Source organism: Haladaptatus marinus (assembly GCF_051194195.1).
In genome coordinates, this window is the sequence record NZ_JBLZNK010000003.1 from 400,177 (window position 1) to 415,544 (window position 15,368).

A 15,368-nucleotide genomic window follows, 5' to 3' on the forward strand; every position below is an offset into this window, starting at 1 on the left:
CTCGTGACGACAACTGTCGAAAACGGCGAGGATGTCACCATCTCGACCAGTGTTCTGTTAGAATAAAATTGTCAGAGACTTTATGTAATGGCCCGTGGTAGCGGTCTCTCATGGGTCCAGCGCGGGACAAATCCGAGGCGGAGACGGGGTCGGTTCTTTCAGTTGACGAACTCGACATCGAACGAAGCGACAACGTCGTCGCACTGGATGAAGGTCGATACGTTATCGGTTCCGGGGGTGAACCGTCCGTCTCGAACGAATCGACACTCGCATCCTCGTCCAATTCGTCACCCGCAGCACCATCGGATTCTACCGCACGGTCCGAAACCACACCAGAATCCGCATCCTCACCGCAATCGTCACCGAATCGGACGGGCGAGTCAGAGAGTTCATCTCCGCACGAACCACGAATCGACTCCCGGGACGTTCGCCGGTGGCTTGAGGACGACCTCGACGATGTGGACTCACGTTACGGATTTCACATCTCCACGAAATCGGAAGGCACGATCAGCCACCAGCAAATGTTCTCCGACGACGTGGAAACCGTCTTCGACAGTCTGCTAATGTGGTATGTCCAACAGGTCGATAGAACTACGGCGGTAGAGGACGTTCTCGGAATCCCCCTGATGGAGTCGAACGTCCGCGTTCGCTACTCACCACGCTGTTTCCGCGGTGTCCTCGAAGCGCCCGACCTTTTCGAGGCGATTCGAGACGCAAACGGCGTCGTGTTCCCACCCGAAACCGACCGGTAAATTATCCTTCGTGATAGCAGGGAGTGGGTTTTATATTCTGGACTTCGATATATTGACTAGTTGACTATGAGCGTTCAGAAACATGAACCGGTAGAAGACGACGCGGGCGAGAAGACCCAAGTCGTCGAGTTCCGACTCGGTGACGACGTGTGTGCCATCGATATCGACCAAGTTGACAGCATCGTGGTAGTAAAACGGGTCACGCGGATTCCGCGCACGTCCGACTCCATCGAAGGCGTGATGGACCTCCGCGGCGAGACGACTGCCATCATCGACCCGAAACAGTTTCTCTCGGTCGGTTCGGACGAACGCGGTGAAGGCGTCCTCGTCCTCGACCGACCCGACGACAAACAGAAAATCGGCATCCGCTTGGACGAGTAAGTACCGAATCTCTCCAAAATTGAATAAAAACGCACTGATGGTCGTCGCGAGGGATGCTGCGACGAGTCGGGTGAATCCGACCGAGAGATGAAAAAGCGCGGGACGGGACGTTCGGTGATAGGCACGCACTGCGAATGCAACCATCGAGAGACCCGCAACCACCAAACTAAGACTAAACGCGATGTAGAGGAGTTCAGTTAGCTGCATCTCATCGTTCCTGTTTGAGATCATACCACACGTCGACCAACGAGTTTTCGACCTCGGGTCGGTCTTCGACGGCGACATCGATACCGTCGCGCGAAAAACCGATTGAAACGCTATCGATGTCCCGGCGGTACACTTTGGTTCGACGCCCTTCGTTGGAGAACTCCCGACCAGTGAGTTCGAGCAGATTCGCCTCAGTGAGCTCCTCGATTCGACGATAACTCGTCGCTATCGGGATGCCGAGCTCCTCGCTCAACTCCTGCGCGGATTTCGGCTCGTGTGTCGCATCGAGTATCTCGGCGTTGTACTTGTTGCCGAGCACCCGGAGCAGTTCCACGGTCCCCATCGGTTATCGGGTTTGATAACAAGACCATAAAAAGATACCGTACCGGATCTCTCCGAAACTTACTATAAAAAAGTTCAAATTATAGAAAGAATGTGCGAATCAGAAAGGGAAATAGACACGACAGCGCTCAGCGGAACAATAAAGTGGATTCCCGGGGGAGTGGAAATCATGTCAAAAATCGTTTCGAAACTACAGGTTTTGGTCTTCTGACTCGAAAACAAACAGTACTGTGTCGATATCGCACATATCGATGAAATCGTTGTCAGACACGAATTGACCGAACTTCCGGACTCCGCGCCGCACGTCGAGGGAGTGGTGGATCTTCGCGGAACGACGACGATCGTCAACCCGAGCACGGTCTTCGGGTTGAACGATTCTGAGACAGGTAACCGTGTCGTCGTCTTCGAGACGGCGGATCAACGAAGCATCGGTTGGCTCATCGACAAGGTGAATCAGGTGATTAGCGTCGACGAGGCCGATGTAGACGACTCGATCGAGAGTAAATCGGTTCACGGCGTCCTTCGACAGAACGACGAATTCGTCATCTGGGTCAAGCCATCGGCGATGAACGATTGAGAATCGAATCCGTCACAGCGCGTGCGAAACCAGAAATCGTGAGTACCTGGCGGCCACGATTGTTGATTTCTCGTTGTTAGTCTCCTCCACTGTCTTTGGCTACGTGTAGAATTACTCCAAGTAGTAGCGTCGTAACCGCTGTTACGATTTCGCGATAGCAGTCGATTCACGTTCCGAATAGATAGCTCGAAAAAAATTTCCTCGTACCAGTCGGTATCGTTGATTCCGAAATTTTTCACGGATGAAACTGCCATCCGAATTCTCACAGACGGCCGGGAGTACGACAGTCTTAGCGAATCATAAGTTGAGCCTTCGGACTGTTCAGCGAGTGTATAACAAAGAGGGAATCAGGGGATTCGTAGATACAGTTCAGCCCTCGATATCGGTTCCATCGAGGAGCTCAGGACACGGTGGAGGGAGTTACCTATGAGATTTCCGAACGCTAAGCGAACAATAGTCAAGGGTCGTAACGCACACCAGAACGAACGCTATCTTTCATTCGGTCAGCAATGAGTACAAACGAAATGTGGGAGGTATCCTACTAATGTGTGGTATCATCGCTCGGATCGGCGAAACCGACGACGCAGTGGACGAACTACTCGTCGGTCTCGAAAATCTCGAATACCGAGGATACGATTCGGCAGGGCTGGCAGTCAAAAACGGGCGTGGCCCGACGGTGTTCAAGCGCGAAGGGCAAATTTCGAACCTCAAGGATTTGCTGGCGAACGAGGTTCCGGCCGGTGGACTCGGAATCGGTCACACTCGGTGGAGCACCCACGGGCCACCAACCGACGAGAACGCCCATCCGCACACTGACTGTTCCGAGCGCGTCGCAGTCGTTCACAACGGTATCATCGAAAACTACGACGAACTGAGGACGGAGCTCAGCCAACGTGGTCATCACTTCCAAAGTGATACTGATACCGAAGTCGTCCCACATCTGGTAGAGGAGTATCTCGCGGATGGTGCAACGCCGGAACAGGCGTTCCGACGGACGGTTCGTCGGCTCTCGGGAAGCTACGCCATCGCCATGTTGGTCGATGATAGCGACGCCATCTACGCGACTCGCTCCGGATCACCGCTCGTGCTCGGGGTTCGAGACGAGAAGTACTTCCTCGCGAGTGACGTGCCCGCGTTCTTGGACTTCACCGATGAGGTCATTTTCCTCGACGACGGTGACGTGGTCATCATCGAACCGGGGCAGCACGAAATCACGACGCTCGACGGAGAACTAGTCGAACGGCCGATTCAGACGGTTGATTGGGATCCAGAAGATGCCGGAAAGGGGGGATACGACCATTACATGCTCAAGGAGATTCACGAACAGCCAACATCCCTCCGGCAGACGCTTCGAGGCCGTGCAGACCCCATGACGGGCGATATTGATCTCGAAGATTTCCCTCCGGGGACGTTCGAGGAAATCCAGCGTATCCAGTTCGTCGCCTGTGGAACGTCATACCATGCTGGGCTCGTCGGAAGCCACTTTGCCAGTAGTCGTGGACTGCCGTCCCAGACCTTCCTCGCGAGTGAGTACGCCGTTTCCTCACCACCTGTCGATGAAAAGACGCTCGTTATCGGCGTCACCCAGAGTGGCGAGACGGCGGACACGCTTGCTGCCCTCAGACGTGCGAAAGCCGGTGGTGCGCGGACGCTTGCAGTGACGAACGTCGTCGGTTCGACAGCAGCCCGTGAGTGTGACGACGCGCTGTTCATCCGGGCCGGACCGGAAATCGGTGTCGCCGCGACGAAGACGTTCTCCTCGCAGGTCGTTTCGCTCTCCCTGCTCGGTGAGCGACTCGTTCGCGACGTGGTCGGTCACCGGAGCGAGGATATCAAGGAAGTGCTGTCGGCCCTTTCCGACCTCCCTGACCACGTCCAACAGATTCTCGACTATTCGAAGGCCCACCGAATAGCAAAGCAGTACCACGACAGCGAGGCATACTTCTTCATCGGACGAGGGTCGGTCTATCCTGTCGCACTCGAAGGCGCGCTCAAATTCAAGGAAATATCATACGAACACGCGGAAGGTTTCGCGGCAGGTGAGTTGAAACACGGTCCGCTGGCGCTCGTTACGCCTGCAACACCCGTGTTTGCGGTGTTCACCGGGCGTCACGACCAAAAGACGCTGAGCAACGTCAAGGAAGTCGAGGCCCGTGGCGCGCCGGTCGTCGCAGTCGCGAGCGACGCAAACGAGGAAATCGTCCAGTACGCGGACGACGTGCTGACGATTCCGGATACCCATCCCGATGTCGCGGGTATCCTCGCCAACGTCCAACTCCAGTTGCTCTCGTATCACGCCGCGGCACAGCTCGACCGACCCATCGATAAACCGCGTAATCTGGCCAAGAGCGTGACTGTCGAATGAACCGAACGGGTAATCGAAGCTTACCCGTCCGAATCAACCTGAACGGTCAGCGCGGTTTAATCGCTGTCCAACCCCAGTTTCGACACTAATGAACGCCGTCGTACTCTCTCTGGACGCCGAGCTAGCGTGGGGGTACCACGACCTCTCGGAGGTTCCCGAACACGTCGAGAGCGCACGAACGTCGTGGTCTCGGCTCCTCGCACTCTTCGACGAGTTCGACGTTCCGGCCACGTGGGCAGTCGTCGGACACCTCTTTCTCGATTCGTGTGACGGAGAGCACACTGGCCACGTAGCACCGACTGACGACTGGTTTGACCGCGACCCGAGCGGCGTCGCGGAGCGCCATCCACTCTGGTTCGCGGACGGGCTCATCGAGGATATCGCCAACGCAAAGGCGAACCACGAAATCGGGTGTCACACGTTCTCGCACGTCGAATACGGCGACGAGCGAACGACCCGAGAGGTGGCAGTCGCCGAGACGCGAGCGAGCCTCGAAATCGCGGACGACACCGGCTACGACTTGGAATCGTTCGTCTTCCCGCGGAACAATATCGGGCATCGAGACGTGCTCGCGGCCTATGGATTCACCTGTTATCGGGGAACCCGTCCGGAACTCTGGTACGACGAAACGCGATTGCAATCGCTGGCGAAAGTCATCGACCTGGCCGTGAGCAGAACGAGTCCGCCGCTCGTTACCCCAGAGACGGACGAGTACGGGCTGATAAACATCCCCGCCTCGATGTTCCTCTTCGGCTACGAGGGACGGGTGCGAACCCTCACCGAACGCATCTGGGATGACCCCCTCATTCGGTCGGCGAAACGCGGCATCGACCGCGCCGCGGCTACCGACGAGGGCATTTTCCACCTCTGGATGCATCCCAACAACTTCACCGAAGAGCGTGACTTCGAGCGCCTGCGCATCGTGCTCGAACACCTCGCCAAGCGACGAGACGAGGCGAGGGTGCAGGTGTTGACGATGGGCGAGGTCGCCGATCAACTTCGGGAAACCGACCCCGCCACGACTCGAACCCCGATCGGCCCGCGATAGCGAGAACGAGTTTTTCCTGGTCGAATGTCGAGTGAGTGACCACGGACTGTCGGATTGGGTGTGAGGAAACGAATAGTGCAGATCACACTCTCGATACTCTGCAATCGATTTTGGTCTCGGTATGCTGACTGCCAGGCGCAGGCCAGGTCCGAGTGCTGGGGCTTCGCGCCCCACGCCTTCTCCCCGCCATTCGCCCGTTTCCGGCCAAATTTGGGTTGGCGTTCTCGAGTCACAAATTCGTGGGGCGGTTTTGCCAGCAGCGAATAATTTTACTCTTCACGTGGGGTGCGACTGGAATCAGCTGCGGTCACAGTAGCCCGGTTTTTGCGGTTGTGACTTCGTTCATTCCAGTATCAAACATCTACTCCCCACCCGAAACTCACAATAACAACTCGAAAATCAGGTCAAAGCAGAAGGGACGGAATCCGGATCGGAACGAGACATTCCAGGCATGCGGCGTCCCGCCGTTCCGGGCTGTGACTTGTAGGATTCGAATGCTATTTCGCTATACCTCGTCACGTCCGTTCTTCGTAATAGCGGAAGGGGCGGGATTCGAACCACGCGAAGCCTATCAGGCTCCCACCGACGAATCGGTGGTGCTCTACCACTGAGCCACCCTTCCACGTTTCATGCGTGGGCAGGAACTATCTTTGTTATGGGCCGACTGAAGACGGTTCAGTGACACCTTCAGCAGGAACGCACACATCGATAGTGGGTGGCCTCGGATCAGGCCGTTAGTTCGTCGATGAGCGAACCGAGTCCTGACGACAGCGAAACCGTGGGTTCGTAGCCCAACGCCTCCTGTGCTCGGGTTACGTCCGCCCGGCTGTGGTCGATGTCACCCACTCGCGGGTCGGTGTGGACGATGTCGGAGTCCGATCCGGTCACGTTTCGAACCGTCTCCGCGAGTTCTCGAATCGTAACGCTCTCTCCGGTTCCGACGTTGAAGGCTTCTCCCGTCCGGTCGGTCGTTCCGGCGCGGAGGTTGGCCTGCACGACGTCCGAGACGTGGACGAAGTCCCGGGTTTGAACCCCGTCACCTTCGACCGTTATGTCCTCGTTCCTCCGCGCTTGTTCCATGAACGCCTTCACGACGCCGCTGTACTCCGGATTTTGTCGCGAACCATAGACGTTGAAATATCGAAGTGTGACCGTTTCAACCCCATACAGGTCGCAAAACCGGCGTGCGTACTGGTCGGCGGTCAGTTTGTCGATACCGTACGGAGAGGTCGGCCTCTTCCGCGCTGATTCCGAAATCGGAACCGATTCGGGATGGCCGTACACGGCGGCGCTGGAAGCGAGGACGACCCGCGCGTCCTCCCGACGAGCGCGGTCGAGGACGACGAGGGTACCATCACACGTCACGGCGTGGCTTCGAAGCGGATGTTCGACCGACTGCTCGACGCTGACCATCGCGGCTTCGTGGAAGACGGTATCGACGCCGTCCATCGCCTCTCGAACCGTTTTCGGGTCGCGAACGTCCCCATCGAAGATGGCCACTCCATCCGGGAGGTTCCCCCGACTTCCGGACGAGAAATCATCGAGGACACGAACCTCGTTCGTCTTCGTCAACGCGTTCACGAGATGACTGCCGACGAAGCCAGCTCCGCCCGTGACGAGGATAATCTGTCCGCTGGGGCCGAGTTCGTCCCCGTCGCTCGAAGTAATCGTCCGGTTCATTCCATATACCCGAGTCCCCGGAGTCGGTCTTCCACGTCGTCGAAGTTCACTTCGACCGCGGTGGGGCTCCCCGACTCGCCATATTCGCGCTGAGAAACCGCCCGCCGACCGGGTTTCGACCCCGTGTGGAAAATCTCTTTCAACACCCGACCGTCGGCGTCCGAGGGAACTGCCTCGTCCAGCGCGTGGAGAACCGTCGGTGCGACGTCGGTTACGCTCGCATCGGTCGGCGTCGCTCCATGCTCGACGCTCGGTCCCCACGCGAGGAAGATGCCTTCCGGTCGGTGACTGGCGACTTTGCTCCCGCTATCCCTGAACACATCCCTCGTCAACGACACGGCAGTTTCGTATTCGTCGCGTCCTTTGACGACGAGGTCGGGCGAGCGGGGGTCAGTGGCGAACAGTTCGTCGCCGTCGTGAACTTCGAGGACGGTGTCTTCGGTCTGTGGGTCGGTCAGCCCCTCGAACAGCGATCGGAGGTCTTCTTTGATGGCGGGAACGTCCTCGGGTGTGACGACGCCGGGGTCAAACCGTATCGTGTCGTTGACGTAGACGTTGCCCGACCCGTGCGCGAACGCGACCGTCTCCTCGAAATCAACGTCGTAGAGGTTGTGCTCGCCCGGAACCTGTGCAGCGACGGAATCGACGACGGAACGCGGCAGATGTTCGACTAGCAATTTCTCGTTGACACCCATTCGAGAGAGAAGCCCTTGAACACGGTTTTTCGTCAGGCCGAGACGTGCGAGTGCCCCTCGCGTCCCGTCCCCGCCTTTCCGGTGCAGCAGTCCTTCGCGTTCCAACAGACTGTTGAGAAAGACGAACCGAGAAATCGGACCGAAGCCGTGGTCTGAGACGACGAACAACGCAGCGTCGTTGGACTCGGCGTACTCCATTGCTTCGCCGAGGATGTCGTCCAGTTCGCGATAATGTTCGAGCAACACGTCGTCCTCCCAGATGAGATGTTGGAGGCGGTCGGGCGCGGTGTAGACAAAGAAAAAGAGCCGCCAATCTTCTTCCATCAACCGATGCATTAGTTTGCGCCGATTGCCCAACAGGGAGGACAGTTCTTTGCGAAACTCATCCGGTCGGTCGCGGAACTCGTCCCACGAAAGCCCGATTTTGTAGTCCGGAATTGTCTCCCGGAGTTCCTCGCTGAACTCCGGTGGATGGGTAAACCGCTCGTCCATCTCCGGCGTCATCATTCCGGTAACGAGTGTGCCATCGATTTCGCTCGCGGGGTAGGTCATCGGGACGTTGCCGACCACGGCGGGCGAGACGATATCCCAGAGCTCCGGGCGGCGCACGTCGGCGCTGGTGTTCATTCTGTGAGTGTATCCCGACTCCAGATGTTGGAAATCGTACAGGCCGTGTTTGTCGGGCCACACTCCCGTCGCAATGGTCGGCCACGCAAGTGGCGTGGCGTCCGGTGTCGTGCTCGAGAGGGGGCCGGATGCCCCTTCTTCGACCAACCGAGCGAAATTCGGTAACTGTCCCTCCTCTGTCCATCGGCGAATCAAGCCCCATGGGACGCCGTCAAATCCGAGAACGAACGCCCTCTCTGGGTTCGAAGTTTCCATCGACATATGTATCGTCGCCGGGGCAGGCCGACCTGCCCGTGGCTCTGTCACTTCGAACCACTGGGATTCGCTTTGTTATGGGCTGATTTCAGCAGAAGAGGGTTCGATTACGACTGGTAGGGCAGGGCTGACGGTTGTGCTGTACGTGTGTTGTTCCCACCGGTGCGACGATGATGACTTGGAGGTTCTACCTCCGGTAATCGTCACGCCACCGGGTTCACACCCACAGCCTGCGAACGGAGCCGCACAGAGAAATCGCGATCATACCGAAACTGTTCTCCTGTCTGCTACTCTGAACTTCGTGGTTCGATGTAGTAGAGGTCGAAGCCGCCGCCCGACTGCACCCGCGAGACGCGGGGGTTGCTGTCGAGCGTTCGGAACCCTCTCTTCGGGAACCGAAGTCCCTTGTACACGGTTAACTCGCGCTGTCTGGCGGCGTCAGTTACCGGCAGATAACGCGGTTCTTCGAGGACGGTCGTGAGTCGTCCCGCGGTGAAGTTATCCTCCGTCGCGTTCATATCGCTCCCGTAAATCGGTTCACCTCGCCAGTCGGCTCCCTTGCTCCTCTCGTATCCCAGAATCGCATCTGAATACCGCTCGCCGGACGACCGAAGTCCGGTGAAACTCACGTCCCCTCGATTCTCGAACGCGGTTTCGTAGCCCGTCATACTCGACTCCGAAACCTGTCCGGATGGTTGGTACATGTACGGCGAGTGGAACACCGTCAACAGCGAGAAAACGAGGAAGATGACGAACACTCCGCCCGCAAACACCGAGACTGGGCCGCCGTTCGGTAATCTCGATTCGAGGCCATCGACGCTGCGGGCGACTGCCACGCCGCCGAAAATCGTCACCGGTACCATCATAAATCCTAACACCCGGAAGTGGAACTGGCCCAAACTCGCGGCGAAAAACGCACCGAAGAGAAGCGTCAGCGGAATCATCCCGATAGCGATGTATTTCGTAAATGCGCTGGTGTTCGTCCCCCGCACGCGGTCGAGCAGACCGCCGAGCATGAAAATCCCCGCGATGACGCTGAAAATCACGCCGACGAGGAACAGTTTCAGGAACAACAGTCGGATGCTTCCACCGAGTTGCGAGAGACTCGCCGCCGCCTTTGTCGTGTCGGCCGCCGCCGCCGGGTCATCGAGGAGGCTCGTGATGAGTGCCGTTACCGCGCCACCCGACCGTTCGTGGAATGGCGTCCACAGCAGGAACACTGCCGCAAGAAACATCGTCTGTCCGTACAGTGCGCGATGCCGAGAGATGGCGTGCCCGTCCCTGAACAACCGATAGATGAACTGAACGACGACGACGCCACTGAAGAGCAGGATGGCGTTCGCCGCCTGTTGTGGATGGACGAAGACGATGGCGACGGACGCCAGCGCGAGTAGCGTTCCGGCCGACGACCCGAGCAGCGGGAGTCGTCGGCCGTCCGTGGTCGTGATGTATTTCGCCAACAGGTAGATGACGAGCGGGAGAAACAGAATCGCCTGTGATGTCGGATGCGGCATGACGAAGACACTGATAGCGTTGATGGGGAGGAGAAGGAAGCCAGCCAACGCTGCGAACGTTACGGCGCGGTCATCGTCGACGATGGCTCGCACCGTCAACGGGACGAACAACAGGTAGACGAGGACGAACGCGGACACCATCAACAGGAGCGACCGCCGGAGTGGGAGTCCGGTTATCTCGCTGATGACGACGCCGACCGTGTGTGTCCCGGGATAGAGCAGTTCGTAGGGTTCCATCCTGCCCGCGACGATATCTTTCGCCCAGCCAAGGTGGGTCAGCGCATCGCCCGGTCCGTAGAAGTGATACCCGCGAATAACCGGAAGCGACGCGATCGAAAGGGTCACCGTGCCGCCGAGGACGAGGCCGAGCGAGCGGTACCAATCCGGTGCCGACACCGCAACGCCGATTCCCGCCAGTAGCGCCACGCCAGCGCCGACCCAAAAGAGCAGAGGCGTTGCTCGATATATCGACAACTCGTACACTCGTGCCGGCGATTCGTGTGCCACGAAAACGCCCGCCGTGAGCGCCAAAAATCCGACGACGAGCACGGACTTCTCCAGTCGGTGTGTAACAGTTCGTGCCATTCACTCGTTTCCCGCGTCGGTCGGTTCACCCTTTGTTATGGAGTACCTGTCCCTGACCAGTGCGGACGAGCACGTCGGTCACGTAGCCCGCCACGTCGATTTTGTCGTCGATGAGACGTTCTCGCCGTCGCTCGAACGTCTCGGGGTCTGCGTCACGGACGAGACGTTTGGCCTGTTCCACGGCGTCACGGTCGTCCGAGGTCGAATAGAGCAGGCCGTACTCGGCCAGTTCGAGGAAGTTGGTCATATCGTCCTCCCCGGCGAACGACTGCGCTCGTACTGCCGGAGTTCCAAGCACGGCGGCCTCCGTCGCCATCGTCGCGGAATCGCCGACGTAGAGGTTAGCGAAGGCGAGCAAATCGTGAACGAGGTGCGGAGGAACCGGCAGTCGATACGCCGCAAACTCCTCCGGAAGCGTCGATTCGCTCGTGACGTACACCTCGCCGTGGTCGGAAAGGAACGAGATGAGGTCACGTTTCGCTTCGCGGGAGAAGCCGTTTTGTCCCACATCGTGCAGGGCAGACCACTGCCGAAACCGAACGAGAAAGTAGGGTTCGTCTGGAATCACGCCGTACTCTCGCAGTCGGTCGGGGTCGGGAGCAAACCGGTTCGGGTGGAGATACGCCAGTTCGTGATAGCCGTCGTAGCGAACGTGGTTCGCACCGAAGTCGTCGCGAAACCGACGTGGAGTGCAGACCATGTGCGCCAGCGGTGTCGTGAGTCGGTGTGACTGTGCTCCTTCGTTGTCTATCCAGACGACGCTCCGTGCGCCGACCAGGGGGGCGACGTGAGACACTGCAACACCGCCGATGGCGGTCATCACGTCTGGACGAATTCGCATGGCTTCGTGGAGCAAACGCGCTTCGTAGGTCGCCTGCACCCGGGCCAGCCCGGTGAGGCTGTTGGCTTTTCCGGCGAGGACGGTGTGCTCGATGTCGTACTGGTCGAGCAGGTCGATCGCGATGTCCTTGTCCCGTGCAAAGACGTGCACGTCGTGTCCGTCCGTCTCCAACGATGCGATGACGTGTCGGAAGAAGTGGACGTGCGCCGGGTGCTGGATGGTGATGACGAACTGCATTAGATGACGGTTTGATATACGCCGCGGATTCGTTCACCCATCCGTTCGAGGCTGATGTCGCGGACGTTCTCACGCCCGTTCGATTGTCGAGGGTCGGACAGCACGTCTACCAGTCCGGCCACGAGTTCGGCGTCCGAGCGACAGACGTGCGACGGAGTTACATCCGACAGGCGGTCGCGCACGTCCCCCACATCGGTCGTTACGACTGGTAGATTGCAGGCCATCGCTTCCTTGACTGAGTTCGGTGACCCTTCGCTCTTCGAGGGGAGCAAGAGCGCGTCCGCGGCGTTGTAGTAGTTCGACATCTCGTCGTGTTCGACGCCGAAAACGCTCTGGAGTTCGACCTGCCCCTCGACGCGTTCGGCGGCGGCGGCGACGACTCGCTCCGCCCGTGGGAAGTCCTTTATCTCCCGTGTTGGCGGGTACGGAAAGAGGACGTGCTTGGCGTCTCGTCGCCACCCGACTTTATCGCGCGCTATCGACTTCGACATCGGCGCGAACCGCGACAGATTGATGCCGTGCGGGATGACGTGGCAGTCGCAATCGAGTTCCGCGGCCATCTCCTCGGACATCACGATAACTGCGTCACAGTGGCGCGCACAGCGTTTGCTGAGCCAGCCGTACTCACCGAGGAGGTCTGACCCCCACAAAGAAAGGACGACCGGTAACCGAGGTTGGGCAAGCGCCATGGGGGCCGTCAATCCGTAGTTCGCGTGAATCAGATCGTACTCGCCGAGCGAGTTCCGGAGGACGGTCGGGAAAAAGCGCAGGTAATCGCTCGGCGAGCGACGAGTGACCGACTCGTCGCGGGCGCGGTGGATTCCGGGCGGTGCGAGCGTATCTCCTCGGACGCCGCGCTCGCCGAGAACCCGCACCTGCTCGTTGAAGAAGCGGGCGTCGGTGTTCGTCACGAGGTTTAATACTCGTAGTGAGGATTCCATACCGGTGCTCGATTGAATAACTCCCCTCGTCACAGTGTCGGGAGACTCGCCCGAGAACGGCTTTGTTATCCACCGCTTTATCGGCCTCTCCAGCGCGACAGGGGAGTCATACCGTCCCGAAGCTCCGTCTCCGATCATCGTCTCGAAACCGCGACAGTGCGCTCTATCGGTTTTGTCGTGGGGGCCGCCTTCGTGGCAACGTCCACGATAACGTCGGTCAGATTCACTTTATCAGCGAGGTATTCGTCCCGCCGAGCGCGAAGGCGTTCTTTGGCGGAATCGTCCGCAAGTATCGTGAGCGATTTCCCCAACACATCCTCGAAATCGCGGAAATTGTCGATGAGCCCTTCACGCTCGAGTTCGAGGAAGTTACCCATATCCGACTCGCCAACGAAGGAGTTCGACCGAATCGCGGGCGTCCCGAGCAGCGCGGCCTCCGTCACCATCGTCTGCGTATCCGCGACCAGCAGGGACGCTTCCGCGAGGGCATCGTGGAGTCGCGCCGGGTGCAGGTCGAACGGTCTGGCGTCGTCGGGTGCCGGGTTCCCCCCCTCGTCTGAGACAAACACCGTCGCCCGCTCCGAGAGCGCGGAGACCAGTTGCCGTCGTTTTTCGGGCGAGAACCCGGAATGCCCCACGTCGTGGTGTGAACCGAATGCGTTGAACCGGACGATGACGAACTCCTCATCCGGCCCGACCCCCAACTGCTCTCGAATCGTCGGGTCGGGTTCGTACACGTCGGGGTGCAGATAGGCGAGCTCTTTGAAGCCCCGGAACTCGTAATGTTTCGCGCCGAGGTCTTTGCCGAAGGTGTGTGGCGTGAGGAACGTGTCCACGAAGGGTCGGGAGACGACGTGGTCGATAGTCGTCGGTTCCGAATCAGCGACGACGACGACGGGGGTTCGCGTGAGCGCTCCGGCGTGGGCCGCGTACGAGCCGACGCCGAAGATGAGGTCGGGACGATATCGACGGGCGCGACGGAAGATTTCGAGATACTGTTCGGGGAGCTCGCGGAACAGCGAGAACTTCGTCGTCTCGCACTTCCCATAAATCTCGTGGGGCAAGTCGTGATACTCTAGCAGAGCGCGCGTACAGCCGTAATCACGCCCCAGGACGAGTACGTCGTGTCCACGCTCGCGCAAGGTCTCCACCGCGTGTCGATAGAGGTGGACGTGCGCGGGCGTGTTGGTGAAAAACAGGTACTTCATCCCCTGACAAACTGGTAGGCTCGTTTCGCGGCATCCATCGTTCTGCCACTCGATTCGACGAGATAGTATGGGACGAGGTCAGCTCCGAACTTCGCTTTGTACCGACAGAGCCGTTCCGTGTTTGCTCCCATCAGGTCGTAGGTCGTCACCGATTCGACCGGCGACCCCGCCACGATGTCCTCGATGATACGCCAGTGGACGAGGCTGTTCACGCTGGTTCCCTCGTAGACGGCCCGGGCACCACCCTGCCAGAAGTACGCCGCGTCGTTGGAGTAGAGCGCCGTGATGCCGCTCAAGTAGTTGCCCGAAGAATCGCGAGCGACGTATGTTTGCGCGTGGTCGCCGAGCCCCTCCCAGAGGTCGCGGACGTAGTTCCACGACAGGCCGAGGGTTTCTCCCTGCTCGTCGTATCGCTCGACCGTGTCCGTGTACACTTCGCGCGCACCTTCGATTCCCTCTCGGCTGACGGTTACGTCCAACTCCGTCGCGTCACGAATCTCGCGCCGGAGGCTCTTGCTGAACGACTTTTTCACCGCGTCCGCCGTCGTCGATTCGAGGTTCAGGTGGTACGTGAAGTACGGTTCGACATCCAAGTCCCCCCAAACGTATGGCCGTGGGTCGCCGTAGGCAGTCCCACAGAGCATGCGAAACAGGGTAAGTCCCGATTCCATCTGTTCACCGACCCGCTGTGCGACCGGTGAATCGAACCCGACGCGAGCGAGTTGTCCGGTGTAATCCGCTCGAATCCGGTCGAGCACCGTCTCGGTGAACTCCCGGTTGACTTTCTCCTGTTTTCGCCGTTTCGGGCTCGTCGGCATCAGAATCGGGCCGAGTCGCGGTATCGCCAATCCCGGCGGTGGCGAGAGCGCGGCCGTTCCGAGCGGCCCGTTTCGGACGACGACTGGAAGCAACGCGATCGCTTGCTGTCCTTTGAATCCCCCGTACAGGCGAAGCTCCCCTGCCGTGTGGCGCTCGATGGCGGCGAGCGCTTCGGGGAGGTGAAACACCTCGAACCCGTTCGAGGGGAGTTCGTCTTCCCATTCTTCGAGGTCTAAACGTTCGACTCTCATTCGTCTCACCAGTCGATAACGCAGGTTTTCACTTTGTTATCCC

Annotated in this window: 12 protein-coding genes, 1 tRNA gene and 1 pseudogene; 5 read left to right on the top strand and 9 right to left on the bottom strand. The window is 59.1% G+C overall.

From position 1 onward, the window contains the following. Positions 1 to 110 precede the first annotated feature (110 nt). Complete coding sequence (locus ACN2TU_RS07880) at positions 111 to 752, top strand: DUF7500 family protein (RefSeq protein ID WP_435154476.1); 642 nt, start codon at positions 111 to 113, stop codon at positions 750 to 752. 66 nt (positions 753 to 818) lie between these two features. Next, positions 819 to 1,133: a chemotaxis protein CheW gene (locus tag ACN2TU_RS07885; protein ID WP_435154477.1), complete on the top strand. Its 315-nt coding sequence runs from the start codon at positions 819 to 821 to the stop codon at positions 1,131 to 1,133. Between the two features lie 208 nt (positions 1,134 to 1,341). On the opposite strand, the gene ACN2TU_RS07890 is transcribed toward ACN2TU_RS07885, so the two are convergent. Next, positions 1,342 to 1,683 carry an ArsR/SmtB family transcription factor gene (locus ACN2TU_RS07890; RefSeq protein WP_435154478.1) on the bottom strand — a complete coding sequence of 114 codons (342 nt, stop codon included), beginning with the start codon at positions 1,681 to 1,683 and terminating at the stop codon, positions 1,342 to 1,344. A gap of 225 nt (positions 1,684 to 1,908) precedes the next feature. Here ACN2TU_RS07890 and ACN2TU_RS07895 point away from each other — a divergent pair. The 3 genes and pseudogenes from ACN2TU_RS07895 to ACN2TU_RS07905 all read left to right on the top strand — a co-directional run. Continuing rightward, positions 1,909 to 2,259: pseudogene (locus ACN2TU_RS07895) on the top strand (chemotaxis protein CheW); the annotation flags it as partial. Between the two features lie 544 nt (positions 2,260 to 2,803). Beyond that, positions 2,804 to 4,624, top strand: a complete 1,821-nt coding sequence (gene glmS, locus ACN2TU_RS07900) for a glutamine--fructose-6-phosphate transaminase (isomerizing) (RefSeq protein ID WP_435154480.1) — start codon at positions 2,804 to 2,806, stop codon at positions 4,622 to 4,624. Positions 4,625 to 4,712: 88 nt separating this feature from the next. Continuing rightward, positions 4,713 to 5,672, top strand: coding sequence for a polysaccharide deacetylase family protein (locus ACN2TU_RS07905; protein ID WP_435154482.1), 960 nt, complete (start codon positions 4,713 to 4,715; stop codon positions 5,670 to 5,672). A 537-nt stretch (positions 5,673 to 6,209) separates the two neighbouring features. Here ACN2TU_RS07905 and ACN2TU_RS07910 read toward each other — a convergent pair. The 8 genes from ACN2TU_RS07910 to ACN2TU_RS07945 all read right to left on the bottom strand — a co-directional run bounded on the left by ACN2TU_RS07910 (position 6,210) and on the right by ACN2TU_RS07945 (position 15,325). Then, positions 6,210 to 6,294 (bottom strand) — tRNA-OTHER (locus tag ACN2TU_RS07910). 104 nt (positions 6,295 to 6,398) lie between these two features. Continuing rightward, entirely contained in the window at positions 6,399 to 7,352 is a 954-nt protein-coding gene (locus tag ACN2TU_RS07915) for an NAD-dependent epimerase/dehydratase family protein (protein ID WP_435154484.1), read from the bottom strand. Then, positions 7,349 to 8,935, bottom strand: coding sequence for an alkaline phosphatase family protein (locus ACN2TU_RS07920; protein ID WP_435154486.1), 1,587 nt, complete (start codon positions 8,933 to 8,935; stop codon positions 7,349 to 7,351). Before ACN2TU_RS07920 ends, ACN2TU_RS07915 begins: the two co-directional genes overlap by 4 nt. Before the next feature lie 281 nt (positions 8,936 to 9,216). Continuing rightward, positions 9,217 to 11,028 carry a hypothetical protein gene (locus ACN2TU_RS07925; RefSeq protein WP_435154488.1) on the bottom strand — a complete coding sequence of 604 codons (1,812 nt, stop codon included), beginning with the start codon at positions 11,026 to 11,028 and terminating at the stop codon, positions 9,217 to 9,219. Positions 11,029 to 11,053: 25 nt separating this feature from the next. Beyond that, positions 11,054 to 12,106 carry a DUF354 domain-containing protein gene (locus ACN2TU_RS07930; RefSeq protein WP_435154489.1) on the bottom strand — a complete coding sequence of 351 codons (1,053 nt, stop codon included), beginning with the start codon at positions 12,104 to 12,106 and terminating at the stop codon, positions 11,054 to 11,056. Beyond that, positions 12,106 to 13,047: a glycosyltransferase gene (locus tag ACN2TU_RS07935; protein WP_435154490.1), complete on the bottom strand. Its 942-nt coding sequence runs from the start codon at positions 13,045 to 13,047 to the stop codon at positions 12,106 to 12,108. Before ACN2TU_RS07935 ends, ACN2TU_RS07930 begins: the two co-directional genes overlap by 1 nt. Positions 13,048 to 13,181: 134 nt before the next feature. Then, positions 13,182 to 14,255: a DUF354 domain-containing protein gene (locus ACN2TU_RS07940; RefSeq protein WP_435154491.1), complete on the bottom strand. Its 1,074-nt coding sequence runs from the start codon at positions 14,253 to 14,255 to the stop codon at positions 13,182 to 13,184. Beyond that, a complete protein-coding gene (locus ACN2TU_RS07945) occupies positions 14,252 to 15,325 on the bottom strand; it encodes a GNAT family N-acetyltransferase (protein ID WP_435154492.1) in 1,074 nt (357 codons plus the stop codon). Before ACN2TU_RS07945 ends, ACN2TU_RS07940 begins: the two co-directional genes overlap by 4 nt. Positions 15,326 to 15,368: the final 43 nt, after the last annotated feature.